The following is an 18551-nucleotide window of genomic DNA, read 5'->3' as shown; positions in this document are numbered from 1 at the left end:
CTTATTCGGTTTTCAGGGCGGCAGCCATGTCCAGATCCTTCAGGCGACGCAGGATCAGCAGGATGGATAAGGACGACGCCAGCAGGACGCCGAGGGCGGCAAAGGCATAGACCTGGTGGCTGACCACCAGGGGCAGTCGGAACAGTTCACTGCTGAAGGCCTCGTTGACCATGAGGGCGAAGCCGGTGCCGATCAGCCAGCCCAGTGGAATGGCCAGAAACGTCAGCAGCGCTGCTTCGCCGATCAGAACCCAGGCGACTTCTGCCTGGGTAAAGCCCAGCACCCGCAGGGTTGCCAGCTCCCGGTACCGCTCGGCAAAGGCGATGCGGGCATTATTATACACAACAGCAAAGGCAATGGAACCAGCCATGACCAGCAGAATACCCATGAAGACCAGCATGGTGTCCTCCATGTAGGTGCGGATAATGCGCTCAGCATTGGATATCTGCCCGATGCTGGCTACGGCGGGGATTTGCCACAGGCGTGGGAAAAGCTCCTCTTCGAGGCTGCGGTCTGTCATGAGCCAGGCACCGGAGATCACAGGCCCCTCCCGCAGCAGGCGGTTGAGGGCGCGCCGTTCCATATAGGCCCCCACGCCGATCAGGTCGTCCACGGTGCCCGCCAGGGCGACGCTGATGGTTCGCCGGTGGCCTTCCATGATTTCCAGTTCCACCATGTCACCTTCGCGCACGTCCAGATAGCCGGCAATATAGCTGCTGAGCAGCAGGCCTTCAGGGGGGAGGGTTATGGGCTGGTAGCGCGCGTCCAGCAGGCGATGCATCTGGGGCTGCGCCTCCATGCCCTGGATGGCGGTGCGATAGTCCTTGCGTCCATGAATCAGGCGCACGGGCACATTGCGATAGGTTTCCACAAAAGAGACGCCCGGCAGAGCGCGCAGCTCCGCGGCTGCTCTCTGGGGCATCTGTTCCGAGAATCCCAGGTTCAGATCCATATGAAGAACCTTGCGGTACTGCAGGTCGAGCAGAAAACTGACGGAGCCGAATTGGTAGCTGCCCATGAGCAGGAGCGCACCGGAAAAACTGATGCCGGTCACGGTGAGAAAGGCTTTGACCCGATGGCGTGAGAGGGTGCGCACGATGATGCGGCTGGTCTGCCCCAGAAAACGTCCCAGCGCCAGCTGTTCAAGCCAGCCTCGCTGGAAGCGTTCCGGCGCAGGCGGGCGCATGGCTTCGGCCGGTGCTTGGGAGACGGCGCTCTGCACCGCCCGCGAAGCTCCCAGGATCGCTGCTCCGCAGGCAACAGCCAATCCCAGTGCCAGGGTGGAAGGCTGCAGTCGAAAGCTCATGACGGGGAAGCGGTAGTATTCGGCGTAGATACCCGCCATACCCTGGCCCGCCCATATTCCGAGGGCGATGCCCAGCAGGCTGCCCAGCACGGCGATCAGGCTGGTGAGCAGAATGTAGTGCAGAGCGATCTCCCGGTTGCGGTAGCCAAATGCCTTGAGGACGGCAATCTGCTGGCGCTGGGTGTGGACAATGCGGCCCATGAGCACGTGCAGCAGGAAGGCTGCCACGCCCAGGAAGATGGCCGGCAGTACCATGGCCATGCCTCGCAGCTGGTTCAGCTCTTCATGCAGAAAACGGTGGGAAATCTGATCATGGCGGCCATAGGCGCCAATGCTGCCGTAGGGCGCCAGGATGAGGTCGACGGCGTCGATCACCGTGTCCATATCAGCGCCGGACTGCAGGCTGAGCAGGACGCTGTTGAAGGCGCCATCCATGTCGAGGGCGTTGGCCAGAGCGCGACGATTCATCCACAGCACGCCATAGCGGTGGTAGTCGGGCATGAGGTCATTGGGCCCCAGGAGATAGATAAACTCTGGCGAGAGGCCCACGCCGCTGATGGTCAGGGTTTCCAGACGCCCATTGATGATGGCCCTGATCTGGTCTCCCGTGTGGAGCTGATGGGCCTGGGAAAAGGTTTCGGTGATCAGCACCTGGTCGGCATAGCCTGGCTGGGGGAGGCTCCCTTCCCGGAGATAGACGCGGTTGAGATCCGGCTGATGGCCATCGGGCAATGCGAGGATCAATCCGCGCACCGGATCGGAAAAGCCATCCACTTCCAGACGTACCGGTGCCAGCACACGGGTCTGCACCTGACTGACCCCGGGGATCAGGCGCAGTCGCTCGGCCACACCCTCTGGCGCGCGCTTGACCTCGCTGAATATGTGGGCAAAATGCTGCTCCTGATAAAAGCGGTCACGGGAAAGGGTGATGGCGTCAAGGGTCATCACCGAGAGGATGAGCACCATGACGCCGGCGGCAATCACCACGGCGATGGCGGCAACCTGACCTTTCATGGTCAGCAGATCGCGCAGCAGCTTGCGGTGCAGGGCGCTCACCAGTGCAGCTCCCGGGGAGGAAGGCGGTGCGTGTTTTCCTGGGTATCGGCAATCTGTCCGTCACTGAGGCGAATGACGCGATCAGCCATGTGGCCGATGACTTCGTTGTGGGTGATGATGACGGTGGTGGTGCCCAGTTCGCGGTTGATATGCTCTATGGCTTCCAGCACCAGCACGCCGGTGCGGGAATCCAGGGCACCGGTTGGCTCGTCGCACAGCAGAACGGCAGGCCTCTTGGCAATGGCCCGGGCAATGGCCACCCGCTGCTGCTCCCCTCCCGAGAGCTGGGCGGGGAAGTGATCCATGCGATCCCCCAGTTCCACCAGCTGCAGGGCCTCTTCGGGAGTCATGGGGCTGGGACTGATCTCCGTGGCGATGGCGACATTTTCACGGGCGGTGAGGCTGGGAATAAGGTTGTAAAACTGAAAGACAAAACCGACATGCTCCCGGCGAAAGCGGGTCAGCACCTGGTCGCTGGCACTGCTGAGCAGTTGGTCACGGTAGCGCACTTCGCCGTCGCTGGCGCTGTCCAGCCCGCCAAGGATATTGAGCAGGGTGGATTTGCCCGACCCCGAAGCACCCAGCAGAACCACCAGCTCGCCGGCATAGAGCTGTAAGTCCACTCCCCGCAGAGCGTGGATGGTGACCTCGCCCATGGGGTAGGTTTTCACCAGGTTGCGGGTTTCAAAGATAGCGGATTTGTCGTTGGAAACGGCTTGCATGGAAACCACTCCAGGGAGTTGTGGGTGTTGAGTGAATGGCGTGGCGGTTTCAGATACATAGTAAAACCATTATCATGACCGGTCAAGAAAGTTACAAAACTGCCATGGAGGGAAGGGTCTCGCCGGGTAAAATAAATGTGTCAATATGGTTCAAAATAAGGTGTTGCGGGATTTTTGGGTTGATTTTCCCGGCCCATTTTTCCATAATACTCTTACCTGATTTTATCGCCATTTCAGGTGGTTTTTACTCCTCACTCATCGTCCGGGATCTGCACAATCCCGGACCTTTTTTTCCTGCGAATGCAGGAGGAGGTTACCAATGAGAAAGAAAATCGTCATCCCGATGGTTGTCACGGTGGCACTGGTGGCGCTGGCGTTTCTGGCTCCCATGAAGCGTTCTGAGCCAGTGGGCCAGTACGTGGTGGTTTTTGCCGATTCGCGCACCTGGAATGTGGTTGTCAAGGATGACGGCGAACTCTTCAGACTGTATAAGACGGAACTGATTGGTTCCACCTACCTGGATCTGGTCAGCAGCCCCCATAATCATATGGAAATCGCGCAGATCGTTGGTGCCCATGCCAATAAGCCCATCACGCAACTTGTCCGCTCATCGGAAAGCAGGGGTTAGAGCCCCTGCTTTTTTTCGTGGTTCAGCAGCCACACTTTTCGCTCGATACCCCAGCCGAAGCCACCCAGTCCTCCATGTGCCGCAACCACCCGATGGCAGGGAATGATAATGCCAATGGGGTTTGCTCCCACAACCCGTCCTGTTGCTCTGGCACTGCCGGGGCGGCCTGCCCGCCGGGCCAGTTCCCCATAGGTAATCTGCTGGCCCCAGAGGATCTCTGCCCGCAGGAGTTGCCATACTGTACGGCTGTATGCGCTGCCATGGGGGGCGAGGGGAAGATCAAAAAACCTGCGCTGGCTGTCGAAGTACTCCTGCAGCTGGATGCTGCAGGCGCGGGTCAGGTGGTTACTTGTACCTTCCTGTGCTGAGGTGTTGTCATCAAAGCTGACGCTGAAAATGGCGTCTGTGGTCGCTCTGATATACAGGGTTCCCAGAGGGGTCGGCAGGGATTGCTGGTACTCAGTACAGCTTTTCACGGTTATCCTCCCTTCGCTTGAGGTGTATGGCCCCGGTGGTGGCCAGCCCTGTGCACACCAGAATATAAAGAGTAATGGCCAGGGCGATGGTTTGCAGTGATATGTTCGCGTCGATGGCAAGCCCCATGAGTACAGGGGCTATGGCGGTGGAGACAACCATGATGCCCTGGTTCAGTGCCCGGATGGAGCCGAGAAAACGTGTCCCGTAAGCTTCAGCCCACAGTGAATTGATGACCGGATGGGCGCTGCCCAGAGTGATGGCAACCAGGGCCATATAGAAGAAGAGAATAAAGGGGTGGCAGAGGAACGCCAGCAAGGTGACCCCCAGCGCCATGGGGAGAAGAATACAAGGCAGAAGGGTACGGGCGCCAAGGCGGTCCACAAGAGGTCCCATGAAAAAAATGCTGAGAATGTGGATTATGGCAAACAGGCTGAAGCCGCTGGCGATAAGACTCAGGGACCATGCTTTCTGCTCGGCGATAAATAGCTGATGAAAGAAGATGCCGGTGACAATGGCTGGAGTCGCGGTTGCGGCCGGGATTATCAGGAAGAAAAGGGGGTCGCGTATCACTTGGCGGGTGCTCCAGGAAGGGGTGCCGTCACGGCTTGTGCCGTCAGGAAGTGCTTCCTGGATGAGTGCGCAGGAGGAACCGCGAAGGAGCCAGAGCAGCCAGGGCAAAGCGACGAAGACGAGGATCGCGGCGAAAATGCCCCAGCCGGTGCGCCAGCCGGTAATGGCGACGACCATTACTGCCACGGCAGGGAAAATACCTTCTGCTGCAGCAAATCCCATGGCGGCAATACTCAGGGCTTTGCCGCGAGCAGTGTGAAAGCAGCGAGCCATGGTAGTGATGGCGGCGTGGGAGATCAACCCCTGGCCGTGGAGGCGCAGCAGAAATATGGACAGAAGCAGAATGATCCACGTGGAGGCGCTTGCCAGCAGAGCGCACGCGAAAGCCAGACCGAGGCAGACGGCGATGACAAAGGTTTGCAGTCTGATGCGGTCGACAAGTTGGCCAAGCCAGATCAAACTGACGCCGCTGGCCAGGGTTGCCAGTGAATATATCATGCTGAATTCACCGTGGCTCAGGGAGAAAGCATCGCGGATATCGGTGTTGAAAAGTGAAATAAAATAGGTCTGACCGAATCCGGAAAAAAAGGTGCCAAAGAAACCAAACGCCAGGAGTCCAGGGTGTTTTCGTATCAGATCCAGGTAGCTTCGCATATGTCCTCGTTGCGGATTGTGCAGCTGTACACAGTAAGGTGGCCAGGGTGCGTGAGTGGTTTTCAGTTTGTCTTGTCAAGAGTGTGGCGTGAGTGTACATTTCAGGTGCATATTTTTAATTGTGACCGTATCTTCGGGTGGAGGGAACGTTGATGGCTTCGGATCTGTCGGTAATCAGATACAGTTCGCCTTTTTCCCGTATACGCACACTGCTGCTGCTGATCTTGCTGGTGTTTCTGACGACGGTCGGGCTGGCACTGTTTTCCCACTCCTTTATGAAGGAGCATATGCTGCGGCAGCAGTTGAATGCGACCCAGGATATCCTGTCAACGGTGGTTTCCTCGTCCATCACTCCCTGGGTTGCCACGCGCCTGCACTATCTGGATACCCTTTCCAATGATAGCGCACTTCATGGCGCGATACACAGCGGAAACTTTCCCCCGGAGCTCCTGAATCGCTGGCAGGCCCTGCTTGATTTTACCGACGATGTGTTCTTTGTCTACTTTGGTAATAGTGCCACTGGTGAGGTGACCTTCCTGCCCGACGATACGCCGTTACCTCGCGACTTTAACATGTATGAGCGTCCCTGGTACAAAAAGGCCATGGAAGACCCCGGCGAGGTGGGATGGACAGATCTGTATCAGGAGATTATCACCAGCACTCCACAGATATCGGCAGTGATCGCGGTCAGTGACCTTGAGAACAGCAGCCACCTTGGGGTTATGGCCATAGACGTTTCCCTGGGGCAGCTGCAGCGTATCCTGAAGAATGTTGAATTGCCGGCAGGGGCAGAGCTGGTGCTTTTTGATCGCCACCAGCAAGCCATTACGGCTTCCACTCCGGTGCCCCGGTATGAACACCTGTGGGCCGAGCATCTCCCTTTTGCGCAGAATGATTACCTGACGGCTCCCGGTGGGACGGTGGTCTTCCTCTCTTCCATGGATATTCCGGAAACAGGCTGGCGGCTGGTGCTCTTTACGCCCCACCACAGCTTCTACGAGCCAATTTACCCGCTGCGTAACGCGGGCATTGCCGTCGGGCTGCTGGTGCTTGTGCTGTCACTTATTGTGCTGCTGCGCTTTTTGCGCGCCCTTTCCCGCAGAACCAGCAACCTGGCGCGCTACTTCCAGGAGGCTACCTGCGACGCCTTTGTGCCCCGCCGCATTATCACCGGCGACGATGAGTTTGCTATTCTCAACGACCAGTTCAATAGTGTTATCTGCGAACGCAAAAGGGCAGAAGAGGCGCTGGCCGAAAGTCGTCGACAGCTCAGCTCGCTGATGTCGAACCTGCCGGGGATCGCCTATCGCTGTCGTAACGATGAGCACTGGACCATGGAGTTTGTCAGTGAAGGGTGCCAGGAGCTGACGGGGTATGCCGCAGGCGACCTGGTGCTGAACAGGGTGATTTCCTTTAACGATATAATTCACCCCGGGGAGCGTGATGCCATCAGTCGCAAGTGGAGTGATGTCCTGAAGGAACGTGGAGTTTTCCGTCACGAATACCGCATCACCACTGCCGATAAGCAGGAAAGGTGGGTCTGGGAGCAGGGGCGTGGTGTCTACGATTCCCAGGGGAATCTCGTCGCCCTTGAGGGTTTTATCACGGATGTCTCGGCGCGCAAAGAAGCGGAGAAAATTCTGCTGGAGTTTAATCAGCAGCTGAGTAAGCGTGTCGAAGCGGAAGTGCGCAGCCGCACGCAAAGCGAGACGAACTTTCAGGTGCTCTTTGAGAAGAGCCCTGAGGGTATTCTTATTCTCAGCGAGCAGGGGATCTTTGTGGAATGCAATCCCATGGGGGCGCATATCCTTGGCTATACACCGGAGGAAATTATCGGCCGTTCGCCGGCTGAGATCTCGCCAGATCAGCAGCCTTTGCTGAGTGAGTCCAGTGGGCAGAAGATGTTCGGGATTCTGCAGCAGGCTTTCTGCCAGGAGATGACGCGTTTTGAATGGGTGCACCTGCACAAACTGGGCGCAGAAGTTATTCTGGAGGTTGTTCTGACGCCGATCACCAGGGGTGAGTGCCGTGAGCTGCTGGTGGTCTGGCGGGACATGACGGAGGTCTACCGCCTGCAGCAGGAGCGCGAGCAGCAGTGTGCCATTGTCATACAGCAGGCCAAGATGGCGGAGCTGGGAAGCATGATTGGCGCCATCGCTCACCAGTGGAATCAGCCTCTCAGCACGATATCGGTTATAGCCCAGGGTGTTGTGGACATGTACGAACACGATGAGCTCAGTCACGGAGAGCTCAGCGACTCCATCGCAACCATATTGCAGCAGATTGCCTTCATGGGGCAGACCATCGAGGATTTCCGCACGTTTTTCATCCCTTCGCGCCAGGCTGTCGCTTTTGATGTGGTGGCTTCGGTTGTCCAGGTCCAGAATCTGCTCAAGCTGCGTCTGATGAATCAGAATATCACTGTGCGCGTGGAGAACAGCGCTTCACAGTTGGCCATAGGTTACCCAGGTGAGTTCAAGCAGGTGGTGCTCAATCTGATTAACAATGCCTGCGACGCCTTTGATGAGCGTCATGTGGCGCAGCCGGAGATTCTGGTGAGGGTTTCACTGGACGGACCTCGGGTCGCGGTTGCCGTATGTGATAATGGAGGAGGAATTCCTGAAGAGCTTTTGCCGGAGAAGCTTTTTGAAGCATTTATCTCTTCCAAAGGTGAGAAGGGCTCCGGAATCGGCCTGTGGATGAGTCGACTGATCGTGGAGAAGATGCACGGCAGCATACGGGCCTTCAATGAAGGCGATGGCGCCTGTTTTGAGATAAGACTGCCAGGCCAGCTCTCACCAGTTCAGGGGCAGGCTGATCCACTGTCCGCTGTCGAGGAGTAAGCTTACTTCTTTTATCCCAAGCTGTTCATCCATCTCAAATGGGAGTGCCTGCCACTGCAGTGCAGTGAGGTTCTGCCGCTTGTGCCCGGCAATTTTGCTGCGCAGGCGCGGGTGCGCGCGCAGCGCGACCGCTGATTCCCTGTAGGGAAGGAGCGCCTGCAGGCAGAGCCGCGATTCCACCAGCTCTCCAAAGGCCGGGTGCCAGGGCCCCGCCACAATGGTCTCGCGCAGGGAGTCTCCGTCCTGCAGCCCCATGCGCACGATATGAATACCGCGTTCCCGGAAGCGGGACACGGCCCGGGAGCACATCTGGATGGCCTGTTCCAGGTCAAGGGGCGTGTAGTGGCCACTTTCATACATCGTGTGCAGGGTGGTGCCGCGAAGCACCAGGGTGGGATAGAGGCGTACCCCATGGGGGGAGAGTGCGATGGTGTCAGTGATGGTCCGCAGAAAGCTGGCCTGATCCTCCCCCGGCAAGCCGGGCATAAGCTGAATGACGCTCTGCCAGCTGCGCTGGTGGAGTGCTGCAACAACTCTGTGCAGCTGATCCATGTCGGTGGGGATACGGCCGGACTGCTGCTGTACCCGGATATCCGTTGACTGTACTCCCAGCTCAATGGCTTCACAGCCGCCCTGCTGCAGGATATCCAGCACTTCGTGATGTATGGCGTCGGGGCGGGTGGAGCAGCGAAATCCCGTGATAAGCCCTTCAGAGCGCAGGCGCCTGGCAGTATCGACATACTCCTTGAGGCGCGTCCGGGGCAGGGCGGTAAAAGAGCCGCCGTAGAAGGCGAGCTGGGCCGGTTGGCCGTCAGGGTTGCGGCTTTTCACCAGTGTTTCCACGTCGATGGGGCTCGGAGCTGGTGTCGCGGTTATCGCATGCTGATCACAGAAGACGCAGCTGCTGGAACATCCCTGCATGGGAAGAAAGACGGGAATGATCACAGACGCGCTCCCATAGGCGAATCAGCCGGCAGTATAGTCTTTATCTTCCTGCTTGCGGGTGGTCTTGCGCAGTTCTTTGATTTCCGCTTCCAGGGTGTTGATGCGGTCAATCAGGCAGTTGAAGACCTTGGCGACGGGATCTGGCATATCGTCATGCTGCAGGGATATTCGCACCTGCTTCTGGAAGGTTTCGCTGTCGCGGCTCGAATCGCCGCGTGGCTCATCTTTTGCTTTCTGGCCGGGGATTTCCTTGCCGGGAATGCCCACGACGGTGCTACCCGGGCTGACCGCGCGGACCACAACGCTGTTTGAGCCGATTTTTGCTCCCGCTCCCACGGTGAAAGGTCCCAGGATTTTTGCGCCAGAACCGATAACCACCCCATCCTCCAGGGTCGGGTGGCGCTTTTCTTTCGCCCAGCTGGTGCCCCCCAGGGTGACCTGATGATAGAGAGTGACGTCATCGCCGATTTCCGCTGTTTCGCCAATGACCACTCCCATACCGTGGTCGATAAAGAACCGGCGCCCGATGCGGGCACCGGGGTGAATTTCAATGCCGGTGAGAAAGCGTGCCAGGTGGGAGTGCAGGCGGGCGGTCAGGAAGAGCCGGCGCTGCCAGAACCAGTGCGAAACCCGGTGCATCCAGATGGCATGCAGCCCGGGGTAGCACAGAATGACCTCAATGCTGTTGCGGGCAGCAGGGTCCCGACTGAAAACCGAGTCGATATCCTCTTTCATATGCCGCAATGCTCTGATCAGTCCCATATTGATTCTATCCTCGTGCTCTGTACGTTGGTCTGTGTCCTTTTTGCCTAAACGGGAACTACCATGATGCGCTCATCCAGTTTTTCACGCAGTATCCCCAGAATTGCCTGCAAGGTACCGGTGTTGCTGCTGGCACAGCCAGCGCAGGCACCTGAATACTGAATGAAAACGAGGATCTCGTTATCACCTTCCTTGATGTCCACCAGTTCGACGCTGCCGCCATCCCGTGCCAGCATAGGCTTGACATGGGCGGTCAGTGCTTCGTCGATGGCCTTGATTTTGCCGACCAGCGACATGGCCTTGAAGTCAGTGGCTGAGGCCTGCTCCTTGATCTGCTCGGCGTCCATTTCCGCGCGTACCCGCTTGAGTATATCCACCAGGTAGTGCTCGCGCTTCTCATGACCACCCGGCTGGATGCAGGATTTGCAGAAGGCTCCGGCTTTGGTGTAGTCGGTGATCGCCTCTACGGTTTTGAGGTTATTGATGCGGATGACTTCTTCAATGGTGCCCAGGGAGACGCGGGCGCACTCGCACACGATAACCTCTTCTTCCAGGCTGGCTTCATCCACCTGTTTGTAGATAGCGGCTGCGCGCTTGATGACGTCGTAGGCCATGACGCTGCAGTGCATTTTCTGGGGAGGAACTGCCGGAATTTCAGGGTCGTCGCGCAGGGCCATTTCCACATCAATGTTGGTAATTTTAATGGCTTCGTCAACGGTCTTGCCGATACACAGTTCCGCCATGACATCACTGGAGGCGATGGCCGTTCCGCAGCCAAAGCTTTTAAAACGGCAGTCGAGGATGCGGTGTGTGGCCGGGTCAATGACCCAGTAGAGGCGTACGGCATCACCACAGGATTCCGCGCCATAGTCGGCGACGATGAGCTTGCCGCCCATTTTCAGTGCCTGAACCTCTGTGATATCGCCACGATGCTTTGGATCTGCCATGCGGCGGTTGACTTCCTGGGAGTATTCACTCCACAGAGATCCACCGAGTAAGTCTTTTTTGGCCATGTCTGTTCCACCTTTTATTCTGTAGGAAGTCTTTTTGCTATTGCGGCTCCGGCATCTGGCAGGCCGGGCCGGGGGTTGCGTAGGTTGACGAGATGTCGCGCAGGCGTCCGATGACCTTGGGCAGGAGGGCGATGACCTTGTCTATCTCCTGCTCCGTGGTAAAGCGGCTGAGGCTGAAGCGGACACCCGTGTGAGCCAGATCCTTGTCGGCGCCAATGGCGGAGATGATGGGATTGGCTTCCAGGGACTCTGAAGCACAGGCGCTGCCCGTGGAAACCGCGATGCCGTGGCGGTTGAGATCCCAGATCAGGGCTTCACCTTCTACTCCGCGTATACTGGCCAGGATGGTGTTGGGGGTGCGCTGAGAGCGACTGCCCACGACGATGATATCGGGCAGGGCCAGCAGGGCGTCTTCCAGTTTGTCCCGCAGGCGGCGGACTTCGCGGATTTCGTATCCGAGGTTTTCCACGGCCAGTTCCATGGCCATGCCCATGCCGACCATGCCTGCCACATTGACGGTTCCTGAGCGCAGGCCGCCCATGTGCTCACCGCCATGGAGCAGAGGAACCATGGGTGCGCCTTCACGGATGTAGAGGCCACCTACCCCTTTGGGGCCGTGGAACTTGTGGGCGCTGAAGGTCAGGTAGTCGACGGGGACGTCCTGTACATTGACCTGCAGCTTGCCGATGGCCTGAACCGCGTCGGTGTGAAAGAGCACGCCGCGGTTTCTGCAGGCGTAGGCGATCTCCTTGATGGGGAAGATCATTCCCGTTTCGTTATTGGCCCACATGATGGATGCCAGAGCAGTGCGCGGAGTGATAGCGGCCTTGACGTCTTCAACGCTGACGATTCCCTCCTGATTGACCGGCAGGTAGGTGACCTCCACGCCGAGGCTCTCCAGAAAGCGGCAGGTTTCACCCACGGCGGGGTGTTCCACCGATGAGGTGATGATATGGTTTTTGTCGCCATTGCGAATGAGGTCGTAGTACGCGCTCATGATGACGGTGTTGTTGCCTTCGGTGGCGCAGCTGTTGACGATAATGTCGTCTTCGTCAGAGGCATTGATGCCGGCATACAGCTGTTCCATTGCCTGGGCCAGAGCAGGTTTTACTTCCGAGCCAAAGGAGTGCAGGGAGTTCGGGTTGCCATACATCTGCACAAAGTAGGGTTCCATTACCTGAAAGACTTTCGGATCGACTATGGTGGTTGCGTTGTTGTCCAGATAAATGCGTTCCATGCTGTTACCTTTCTCTCTCTACCGTCAAAGCCTACAATGCTGGACTGGATTGTCGACAATCGAGACGAAACAATCTGGCATGTTTTGGGGCTTTTTTCAACCGCTTTCTGTTGATTGTTTACCAAGGGCAAAAAGAAACGGGTGAGATGCAGGATCTCACCCGAAAGGACTCGAGAGGTGTATTTTTCTGGTTTTTAGCGGGCGACCAGCTCCAGGGTCCTGATGCTGTCGCTGACTGTTGCCAGGTGTGGCGACCAGCGGTCGTGGAGGCAGTAGTCGCAGAAGTCCTGCAGCTCATGGCGCAGGGGTTCACCCTTGAAGACGATGCAGTCGCGCACCAGATAGGAGTGGTTGGTGCGATAGGAGGAAAATTCCTTCATCTGCTGGTGGATAAGGTCAGCTTCAAAGTAGCCTTCGGAGGTGGCGACTTCAATTTTGCGCTTTTTGTAGGGGGTCAGCCAGTTGGTGATGATGCTGGCAACCATGTCGCCCTCCAGCTCGAAGGAGAGTATGGCGTTGTCCTCGTGGTGGTCGTGGATTTTCTTGGAGGAGAAGATATGTCGCTTGCGGATCTCCCGCTGCGTAATAAAGCGAATGAGGTCAACATCGTGAACGGCCAGGTCGGTGAGGATGCCCACATCGGCGATGCGCGGTGGAAAGGGACCAACGCGGGTGATGGCGATACTGTAGATTTCCTTGCCCTCCAGCTCTTTCTTCAGCGCTTTGACGACGGGGTTGGAACGCTCCACATGGCCGACGACGGCCTTGATATGGGGCGGGATGGCTTTCTCCAGGGCGCGGGCATCTTCGACGGTGGAGGCCACCGGTTTTTCGATGAACAGGTGCAGCCCCCTGTCAATGCACTTGAGGGCCACTTCATGGTGCAGGTAGGTGGGAACGGCGATGATGGCGGCGTCCAGTTCGACATTGGCCAGCATCTGGTCGAGGTCCTTATGGACGGGTTGACCTTCGTGCTCCTGCAGGGCCGTGTCACACAGTCCGCATACTTCCACCTGGGGCAGGTCACTCAGCACGCGCAGGTGGTTTTTCCCCATGACACCGAGTCCGATGATGGCAACGCGCAGTTTCTTACTGTTTGGCATAATGTCTCACCGCTTCGATAATGTAGTCCTGTTCGTCCTCCTGCAGGAAGGCGCTGAAGGGCAGGCTCATGATCTGCTGTCCGGTGGCTTCGCTGACCGGGAAATCTCCCTGGCGATAGCCCAGGTAGGCGTAGGCTTCCTGCAAATGCAGGGGGATGGGGTAGTGCACGGCGGTGGGGATTTTGCGGCTCGTCAGATGGTCGATGAGCTTCTGGCGATTGTCGCAGCGGATGGAGTACTGCGCGCAGGCAGTTGTGCGATCGGTCTTCACCTGGGGCACCACGATGTCATTGAGTCCTGAGAGGCCGTTGTCATAGCGTTGGCGCAGGGTTTCGCGGCGCTGCATTTCCTGGTCAAGGTAACGCAGCTTCACGCTGAGTACCGCTGCTTGCAGGGCATCCAGGCGACTGTTGATGCCGATGTATTTATAAGCGTAGCGCTCCCCCTGTCCGTGGTTGCGCAGGGAGAGGAGCTTCTCCTGCAGTTCGTCGTCGTCGCAGAACAGAGCTCCCCCGTCGCCGAAGCATCCCAGGGGTTTGGAGGGGAAAAAGCTGGTGACGCCGATATGGCTGAGGTGCCCACTCTTTTTCCCCTTATAGCTGGCGCCGAAGCTCTGGGCGGCATCTTCAATGACCTGCAGACCGTGCTTTTCGGCGATGGCGTTGATTTCGTCCATGTCTGCAGGCTGCCCGTAGAGGCTGACCGGGAGGATCGCCTTGGTGCGAGGAGTTATCTTCGCTTCGATGGCTGCCGGGTCAATGTTGTAGGTGACGGAGTCGATATCGACAAAGATGGGCCTGGCGCCAAGGAATGCTACGGTTTCCACGGTGGCCACAAACGTGAAGGGGGTCGTGATTACCTCATCGCCGGGGCCAACGCCAATGGCCATCAGGGCCAGCAGTATGGCATCGGTGCCGCTGGCGCAGGTGGCGCAGTGGCGGGCGCCGGTATAGGTGGCCATGTCCTTTTCCAGTTGACTGATCACCGGGCCGAAGATGAACTGGCCTGAGGAGGTGACGGCTGCCATGGCGGCGTCAATCTCCTGTTGATACGCCTGATACTGTGCTTTGACATTAATGAATTCAATCTGCATATGACCTCGCCAGACGGTTTGATGTTTTCTGTTTCAAATTCAGCTTCATGCTTTCGCGATTGTTTGTCAATGGAAAGTGTTACTTTCCGGACGGCGTGCGATCGCGGCCAATGCAGCGATAGGTGAAGCCCATCTGCTGCATCTTTTCCGGCGAATACAGGTTGCGTCCGTCGGCGATAAAGGGTTCTTTAAGGGATTGCTTTATGCGTTCAAAGTCGGGACGGCGGAACTCGTTCCACTCGGTGATGATCAGCAGTCCGTCAGCATTTTCCAGAGTTTCATACTGGCCTGCGGCGTAGTGAATGGCATCGCCGAAGATTTTACGGGCCTCGTCCATGGCTTCCGGATCATAGGCGCAGATGGTTGCACCAAGGCGCAGCAGTTCGCGGATGATAACGATGCTGCTGGATTCACGCATATCATCGGTATTGGCCTTGAAGGAGAGGCCCCATACGGCAAAGTGCCTGCCCTTCAGTGCTCCGGCCACCGCGCTGGTGTTGTAGTGGTTCAGGACTTTATCCACCAGCACTTCCTTTTGTCTCTTGTTCACCTCTTCCACGGCGTCGAGCACCTGCAGTTTCATGCCGTGTTCGCGGGCGGTGCGCATGATGGCCTTGACGTCCTTGGGAAAGCAGCTGCCGCCGTATCCGACGCCCGGATAGAGAAAGCTGTGCCCGATGCGGCTGTCGGAGCCGATGCCTTCGCGTACCGACGACACGTCGGCACCTACCAGGTCACACAGGTTGGCGATTTCATTCATAAAGGAGATGCGGGTGGCCAGCATGGCGTTGGCGGCGTACTTGGTCATCTCCGCCGAGCGCACGTCCATGGTGATGATGCGGGACTGGCGCATCATGAAAGGGGAGTAGAGTTCCTTCATGATCTCCAGGGTGCGCACGTTCTCCGCGCCGATGACGACCCGGTCTGGTTTCATGAAATCGTCGATGGCGGCCCCTTCCTTGAGGAATTCGGGGTTGGAGACGACATCAAATTCAATATCGACTCCGCGTTCCTGCAGGGCCTGGGCTATGGCGGCCTGAACTTTTTCTGCGGTGCCAACGGGAACCGTGGATTTGTCCACGATGATTTTATAGCTGTCCATGCACAGGCCGATGGAGCGGGCGACAGCCAGGACATACTGCAGGTCGGCGCTGCCGTCTTCGCCTGAGGGAGTTCCCACGGCGATAAAGAGTACCAGGGATTCGGCAACCGCTTCGGGGAGGTTGGTGGTGAAGAACAGACGCCTGTCTTCGACATTTTTCTGGATCATGGGCTCAAGGCCCGGCTCGTATATGGGGATGATGCCTTTTTTCAGGTTTTCAATCTTCTGTTCGTCAATATCAACGCAGATGACGTGATTTCCGGTTTCGGCAAAGCAGGTGGCTGCCACCAGGCCGACGTAACCGCTTCCAATGACCGCAATTTTCATGCGCTTCCCTTCTGTGGTGAAAGTCTCTCCCATTGCCGATGCTGTTCATTGCAATGAGGCCTCAAATTATATATAAGTACCTGCAAATGTCCACTGTTTCCGCGATTTTTTTCACAAGGTGCGCGGCGGTCTGGACAGGCGAAATCGGTATGAATTTTCTTTTCAGGAGGACCATGTGTTGTCTGCCATTATCCTGGCTGCCGGCAAGGGCACACGTATGAAATCCGAGCTTCCCAAGGTGTTGCATCCGGTTGCAGGAAAGGCCATGGTGGCCCATGTCATCGACGCGGCCAGGGGTGCCGGAGCCGCGCAGATTGTCGTGGTGTATGGCCATGGCGGTGAGCTGCTGCCAGAGCGCCTGGGGGCGGATGGTACTGACCTTACCTTTGCGCGGCAGGAGGTGCTCAACGGAACCGCCAAGGCGGTGGAAGCGGCACTGCCCGCTTTGCGTGGGGAGTGCCGTGATGTCCTTATCCTGTGCGGCGATACTCCGCTGGTGGATCAGGAGTTGTTGCGGGAGTTTTTTGAGCAGCATCGCCAGCAGGGCAGCGTGGTTTCCATCCTTTCGTCACAGATAGATCAGCCCGGCAGTTACGGGCGCATTGTGCGCGATGGCCAGGGGCGCGTAATCGCCATTGTCGAGGCCAGGGATGCCACTGTCGGGCAAAGGGCCATCAATGAGGTCAACAGTGGTATTTACGCGGTTCAGCGCTCTTTCCTGGCGGAGGCCTTGCCTGCTGTGGGCAGTGATAATGCCCAGGGAGAGTACTATCTGCCCGATATCGTTTCCATCGCGGTGGCCCGTGGGCTTCCGGTGGAAGCGCTGGTGACCGGAGATTTCACCAAAACCCTGGGGGTCAACTCTCGCGCAGAGCTGGCCCAGGCGGGACAGTTGCTGTATGAACGCACCTGCCGTCGCCTCATGGACGAGGGAGTCAGTATTCTCGATCCGCGCAGTACCTATATTGAAACCGATGTGCAGGTGGGTGTCGATACGGTTATTTACCCCAATGTCTACCTGGAAAAGGGCACACGTGTTGGCAGGAATTGTCTGATTCGTCAGGGGTGCACCCTGATTGCCTCTTCCCTTGGGGATGGCTGCACCCTGAAAGATGGCTGCTACCTGGAAGAGGCTTCGGTGGGCGCTCACTCATCGCTCGGTCCCTATGCTCACCTGCGTCCCCAGTCGGTTCTGGCCGAAGAGGTGAAGATCGGGAATTTTGTTGAGATCAAGAAGGCTACTGTGGGAGCCAGGTCAAAGGCCTCGCACCTTACCTATATCGGAGACGCAACCGTTGGCTGTGATGTGAATATTGGCTGCGGAACCATTACCTGTAATTACGATGGTTTTGACAAGCACGTGACGGTTCTTGAGGATGGCGTCTTTGTGGGCAGTGATACGCAGCTGGTGGCACCGGTTCGGGTCGGGCGCAATGCCATGGTGGCAGCTGGCACAACGGTGACGCGGGATGTGCCGGCGGAAAGCCTTGTGATCAGCCGCAACGAACAGAAAGTCGTTGAGGGCTGGGCGACCCGCTTTCGTCGGCAGAAACAGAAGAAATGACGTATTTCTGATCGGGGTCGGGAGCGTTATGGGAAAACTATCAGAAGGTGAAGGGACGACCCGGGAGAACGATGTGCTGGATGATGCCGGTGCCATTCTGATGTTCAGGCATCAGATGCAGCAGCAGGAGCAGCAGGCAGACCGGGATGCGGTGGAGGGGTCGTTCACGCCGCAGCAGGCGATAGAGTCCCTGGTTCCGGTGCTGCTGATTTTTGTGGCCATTATTATTATGCTGATCACTGGTCATCGCATGCGACGCAAACTTCAGCAGGCTCAGGAGGAGGATGCCGCTTCCCCCAGGAAGCGCCGCAACCGCTGGCATGGTTTTAGCCTGCTGGAGGTTCTGCTGGTAATGCTGATCCTTGGCATGTTGGGGGCGATTGCTGTGCCGCGGCTGGTGGATAATTCTTCCGTGGAGCTTCACCTGGCGGCTGAGCAGGTTGCCGAAGGACTGCGGCAGACCAGGCACATGGCCATGACTCGCAGTCTCTATGATGGCCAGAGCGGAACCAACGCGCTTCGCGATAGACGCTACTATTTCAGTCCCTGTGGCGATGGACAGGGGTGTTTCCGCTTCCGCCACCATGGTGGTGTTGAGCACCATGTAGCGGGCTACCATGGTTATGGGCAGCCCCTGGCCTATTTCCTTGACAAGCCGGACTCCCCTGTGGTCTTTGTGCAGGAGAGTGGGGTTTCGGTCACTGATGGCGTACGCTTCGACTCCCAGGGACGACCCTGGACCGGAAAGGGTTTCAATAATATGCTTCACAACCAGCGCTACTATACATCCCTGCGCTATCAGCTGCGCCATACTCGCAGCGATGAGCGACTCTTTATCCATGTGAATGCCTTTACCGGCCATGTGGAGATATCCGCTCAGGTCATGGAGGGCTGAATGGATACCCTGGATCAGTTGATCGCCCTTGCCCGCAACGCGTCCATAGAGGTGCGCACGGAAAAGTTGCGCGGCAATACCTCGGGAGGCTTCTGCCGCATTGGCGGCGAGCCGGTGATTTTCCTGAATCGTTCCCACAAGCGGGTCATGCGCGCCCAGGTGTTGCGCCGTGCCCTTGATGACGCCGCTGATCATGGGATCGCGGTGCAGCAGGCAGTTGATGTCCAAGGTGCCGGTTCCGGGAAATAACGCTA

The 18551-nt window shown here is 57.6% G+C and carries 16 protein-coding genes; 5 read left to right on the top strand and 11 right to left on the bottom strand.

Annotated elements, in window-relative coordinates; genetic code table 11:
• Position 1 precedes the first annotated feature (1 nt).
• Together ACZ46I_RS00350 and ACZ46I_RS00345 are read right to left on the bottom strand one after the other, a co-directional pair.
• Positions 2–2362 (bottom strand): ABC transporter permease, encoded by a 2361-nt coding sequence (locus tag ACZ46I_RS00350; RefSeq protein ID WP_464281068.1) that lies wholly within the window; start codon positions 2360–2362, stop codon positions 2–4.
• The gene (locus ACZ46I_RS00345; protein WP_013505337.1) at positions 2359–3084 is read right to left on the bottom strand and encodes an ABC transporter ATP-binding protein; all 726 of its coding nucleotides are present in this window, start codon (positions 3082–3084) and stop codon (positions 2359–2361) included. Before ACZ46I_RS00345 ends, ACZ46I_RS00350 begins: the two co-directional genes overlap by 4 nt.
• Positions 3085–3403: 319 nt before the next feature.
• On the opposite strand from ACZ46I_RS00345, the gene ACZ46I_RS00340 reads away from it, so the two are divergent.
• The gene (locus ACZ46I_RS00340) at positions 3404–3712 is read left to right on the top strand and encodes a hypothetical protein (RefSeq protein WP_013505338.1); all 309 of its coding nucleotides are present in this window, start codon (positions 3404–3406) and stop codon (positions 3710–3712) included.
• Here the strand turns inward: ACZ46I_RS00340 and ACZ46I_RS00335 are convergent.
• Together ACZ46I_RS00335 and ACZ46I_RS00330 are read right to left on the bottom strand one after the other, a co-directional pair.
• On the bottom strand, positions 3709–4188 hold the full coding sequence (locus ACZ46I_RS00335; protein ID WP_464281067.1) for a methylated-DNA--[protein]-cysteine S-methyltransferase: 480 nt from the start codon (positions 4186–4188) through the stop codon (positions 3709–3711). The genes ACZ46I_RS00340 and ACZ46I_RS00335 overlap by 4 nt on opposite strands.
• Positions 4172–5413: an MFS transporter gene (locus ACZ46I_RS00330; protein WP_464281066.1), complete on the bottom strand. Its 1242-nt coding sequence runs from the start codon at positions 5411–5413 to the stop codon at positions 4172–4174. The genes ACZ46I_RS00335 and ACZ46I_RS00330 overlap by 17 nt, the downstream gene beginning before the upstream one ends.
• A 152-nt stretch (positions 5414–5565) precedes the next feature.
• Between ACZ46I_RS00330 and ACZ46I_RS00325 the strand changes: the two genes are divergently transcribed.
• On the top strand, positions 5566–8256 hold the full coding sequence (locus ACZ46I_RS00325) for a PAS domain S-box protein (protein WP_464281065.1): 2691 nt from the start codon (positions 5566–5568) through the stop codon (positions 8254–8256).
• Here the strand turns inward: ACZ46I_RS00325 and ACZ46I_RS00320 are convergent.
• The 7 genes from ACZ46I_RS00320 to ACZ46I_RS00290 form a co-directional block, all read right to left on the bottom strand.
• Complete coding sequence (locus ACZ46I_RS00320; RefSeq protein WP_464281064.1) at positions 8209–9201, bottom strand: radical SAM protein; 993 nt, start codon at positions 9199–9201, stop codon at positions 8209–8211. The two genes, ACZ46I_RS00325 and ACZ46I_RS00320, sit on opposite strands and share 48 nt — an antisense overlap.
• A gap of 21 nt (positions 9202–9222) precedes the next feature.
• Positions 9223–9963, bottom strand: coding sequence for a serine O-acetyltransferase (gene cysE / locus ACZ46I_RS00315; protein WP_013505343.1), 741 nt, complete (start codon positions 9961–9963; stop codon positions 9223–9225).
• A gap of 47 nt (positions 9964–10010) precedes the next feature.
• Positions 10011–10976 (bottom strand): iron-sulfur cluster assembly scaffold protein, encoded by a 966-nt coding sequence (locus ACZ46I_RS00310; protein ID WP_226508678.1) that lies wholly within the window; start codon positions 10974–10976, stop codon positions 10011–10013.
• 37 nt (positions 10977–11013) lie between these two features.
• Positions 11014–12213 carry a NifS family cysteine desulfurase gene (locus ACZ46I_RS00305; protein WP_464281063.1) on the bottom strand — a complete coding sequence of 400 codons (1200 nt, stop codon included), beginning with the start codon at positions 12211–12213 and terminating at the stop codon, positions 11014–11016.
• A 194-nt stretch (positions 12214–12407) separates the two neighbouring features.
• Positions 12408–13316, bottom strand: a complete 909-nt coding sequence (locus tag ACZ46I_RS00300) for a Gfo/Idh/MocA family protein (RefSeq protein WP_464281062.1) — start codon at positions 13314–13316, stop codon at positions 12408–12410.
• Positions 13303–14409 carry a DegT/DnrJ/EryC1/StrS family aminotransferase gene (locus ACZ46I_RS00295; protein WP_464281061.1) on the bottom strand — a complete coding sequence of 369 codons (1107 nt, stop codon included), beginning with the start codon at positions 14407–14409 and terminating at the stop codon, positions 13303–13305. The genes ACZ46I_RS00300 and ACZ46I_RS00295 overlap by 14 nt, the downstream gene beginning before the upstream one ends.
• A 79-nt stretch (positions 14410–14488) precedes the next feature.
• Complete coding sequence (locus ACZ46I_RS00290; RefSeq protein ID WP_013505348.1) at positions 14489–15838, bottom strand: UDP-glucose dehydrogenase family protein; 1350 nt, start codon at positions 15836–15838, stop codon at positions 14489–14491.
• 175 nt (positions 15839–16013) lie between these two features.
• Here ACZ46I_RS00290 and glmU point away from each other — a divergent pair, with 175 nt between their 5' ends.
• The 3 genes from glmU to ACZ46I_RS00275 are packed head-to-tail and all read left to right on the top strand — an operon-like array spanning position 16014 to position 18546.
• Complete coding sequence (glmU, locus tag ACZ46I_RS00285; protein ID WP_464281060.1) at positions 16014–17402, top strand: bifunctional UDP-N-acetylglucosamine diphosphorylase/glucosamine-1-phosphate N-acetyltransferase GlmU; 1389 nt, start codon at positions 16014–16016, stop codon at positions 17400–17402.
• Positions 17403–17430: 28 nt separating this feature from the next.
• Positions 17431–18297 carry a pilus assembly FimT family protein gene (locus tag ACZ46I_RS00280; protein WP_464281059.1) on the top strand — a complete coding sequence of 289 codons (867 nt, stop codon included), beginning with the start codon at positions 17431–17433 and terminating at the stop codon, positions 18295–18297.
• Complete coding sequence (locus tag ACZ46I_RS00275; protein WP_013505351.1) at positions 18298–18546, top strand: hypothetical protein; 249 nt, start codon at positions 18298–18300, stop codon at positions 18544–18546.
• Positions 18547–18551: the final 5 nt, after the last annotated feature.

The organism is Desulfurispirillum alkaliphilum (assembly GCF_055378285.1).
Note: the sequence above shows the minus strand (reverse complement) of the source record. Positions and strands in the feature narration are given on the sequence as shown.

Bases quoted from the DNA above. Each gene is read 5' to 3' on its own strand.
- ACZ46I_RS00295 (WP_464281061.1), bottom strand. From the start codon at position 14,409: ATGCAGATTGAATTCATTAATGTCAAAGCACAGTATCAGGCGTATCAA.
- ACZ46I_RS00305 (WP_464281063.1), bottom strand. From the start codon at position 12,213: ATGGAACGCATTTATCTGGACAACAACGCAACCACCATAGTCGATCCG.
- ACZ46I_RS00275 (WP_013505351.1), top strand. From the start codon at position 18,298: ATGGATACCCTGGATCAGTTGATCGCCCTTGCCCGCAACGCGTCCATA.
- ACZ46I_RS00290 (WP_013505348.1), bottom strand. From the start codon at position 15,838: ATGAAAATTGCGGTCATTGGAAGCGGTTACGTCGGCCTGGTGGCAGCC.
- ACZ46I_RS00310 (WP_226508678.1), bottom strand. From the start codon at position 10,976: ATGGCCAAAAAAGACTTACTCGGTGGATCTCTGTGGAGTGAATACTCC.
- ACZ46I_RS00345 (WP_013505337.1), bottom strand. From the start codon at position 3,084: ATGCAAGCCGTTTCCAACGACAAATCCGCTATCTTTGAAACCCGCAAC.
- ACZ46I_RS00280 (WP_464281059.1), top strand. From the start codon at position 17,431: ATGGGAAAACTATCAGAAGGTGAAGGGACGACCCGGGAGAACGATGTG.
- ACZ46I_RS00300 (WP_464281062.1), bottom strand. From the start codon at position 13,316: ATGCCAAACAGTAAGAAACTGCGCGTTGCCATCATCGGACTCGGTGTC.
- ACZ46I_RS00325 (WP_464281065.1), top strand. From the start codon at position 5,566: ATGGCTTCGGATCTGTCGGTAATCAGATACAGTTCGCCTTTTTCCCGT.
- cysE (WP_013505343.1), bottom strand. From the start codon at position 9,963: ATGGGACTGATCAGAGCATTGCGGCATATGAAAGAGGATATCGACTCG.
- ACZ46I_RS00340 (WP_013505338.1), top strand. From the start codon at position 3,404: ATGAGAAAGAAAATCGTCATCCCGATGGTTGTCACGGTGGCACTGGTG.
- ACZ46I_RS00330 (WP_464281066.1), bottom strand. From the start codon at position 5,413: ATGCGAAGCTACCTGGATCTGATACGAAAACACCCTGGACTCCTGGCG.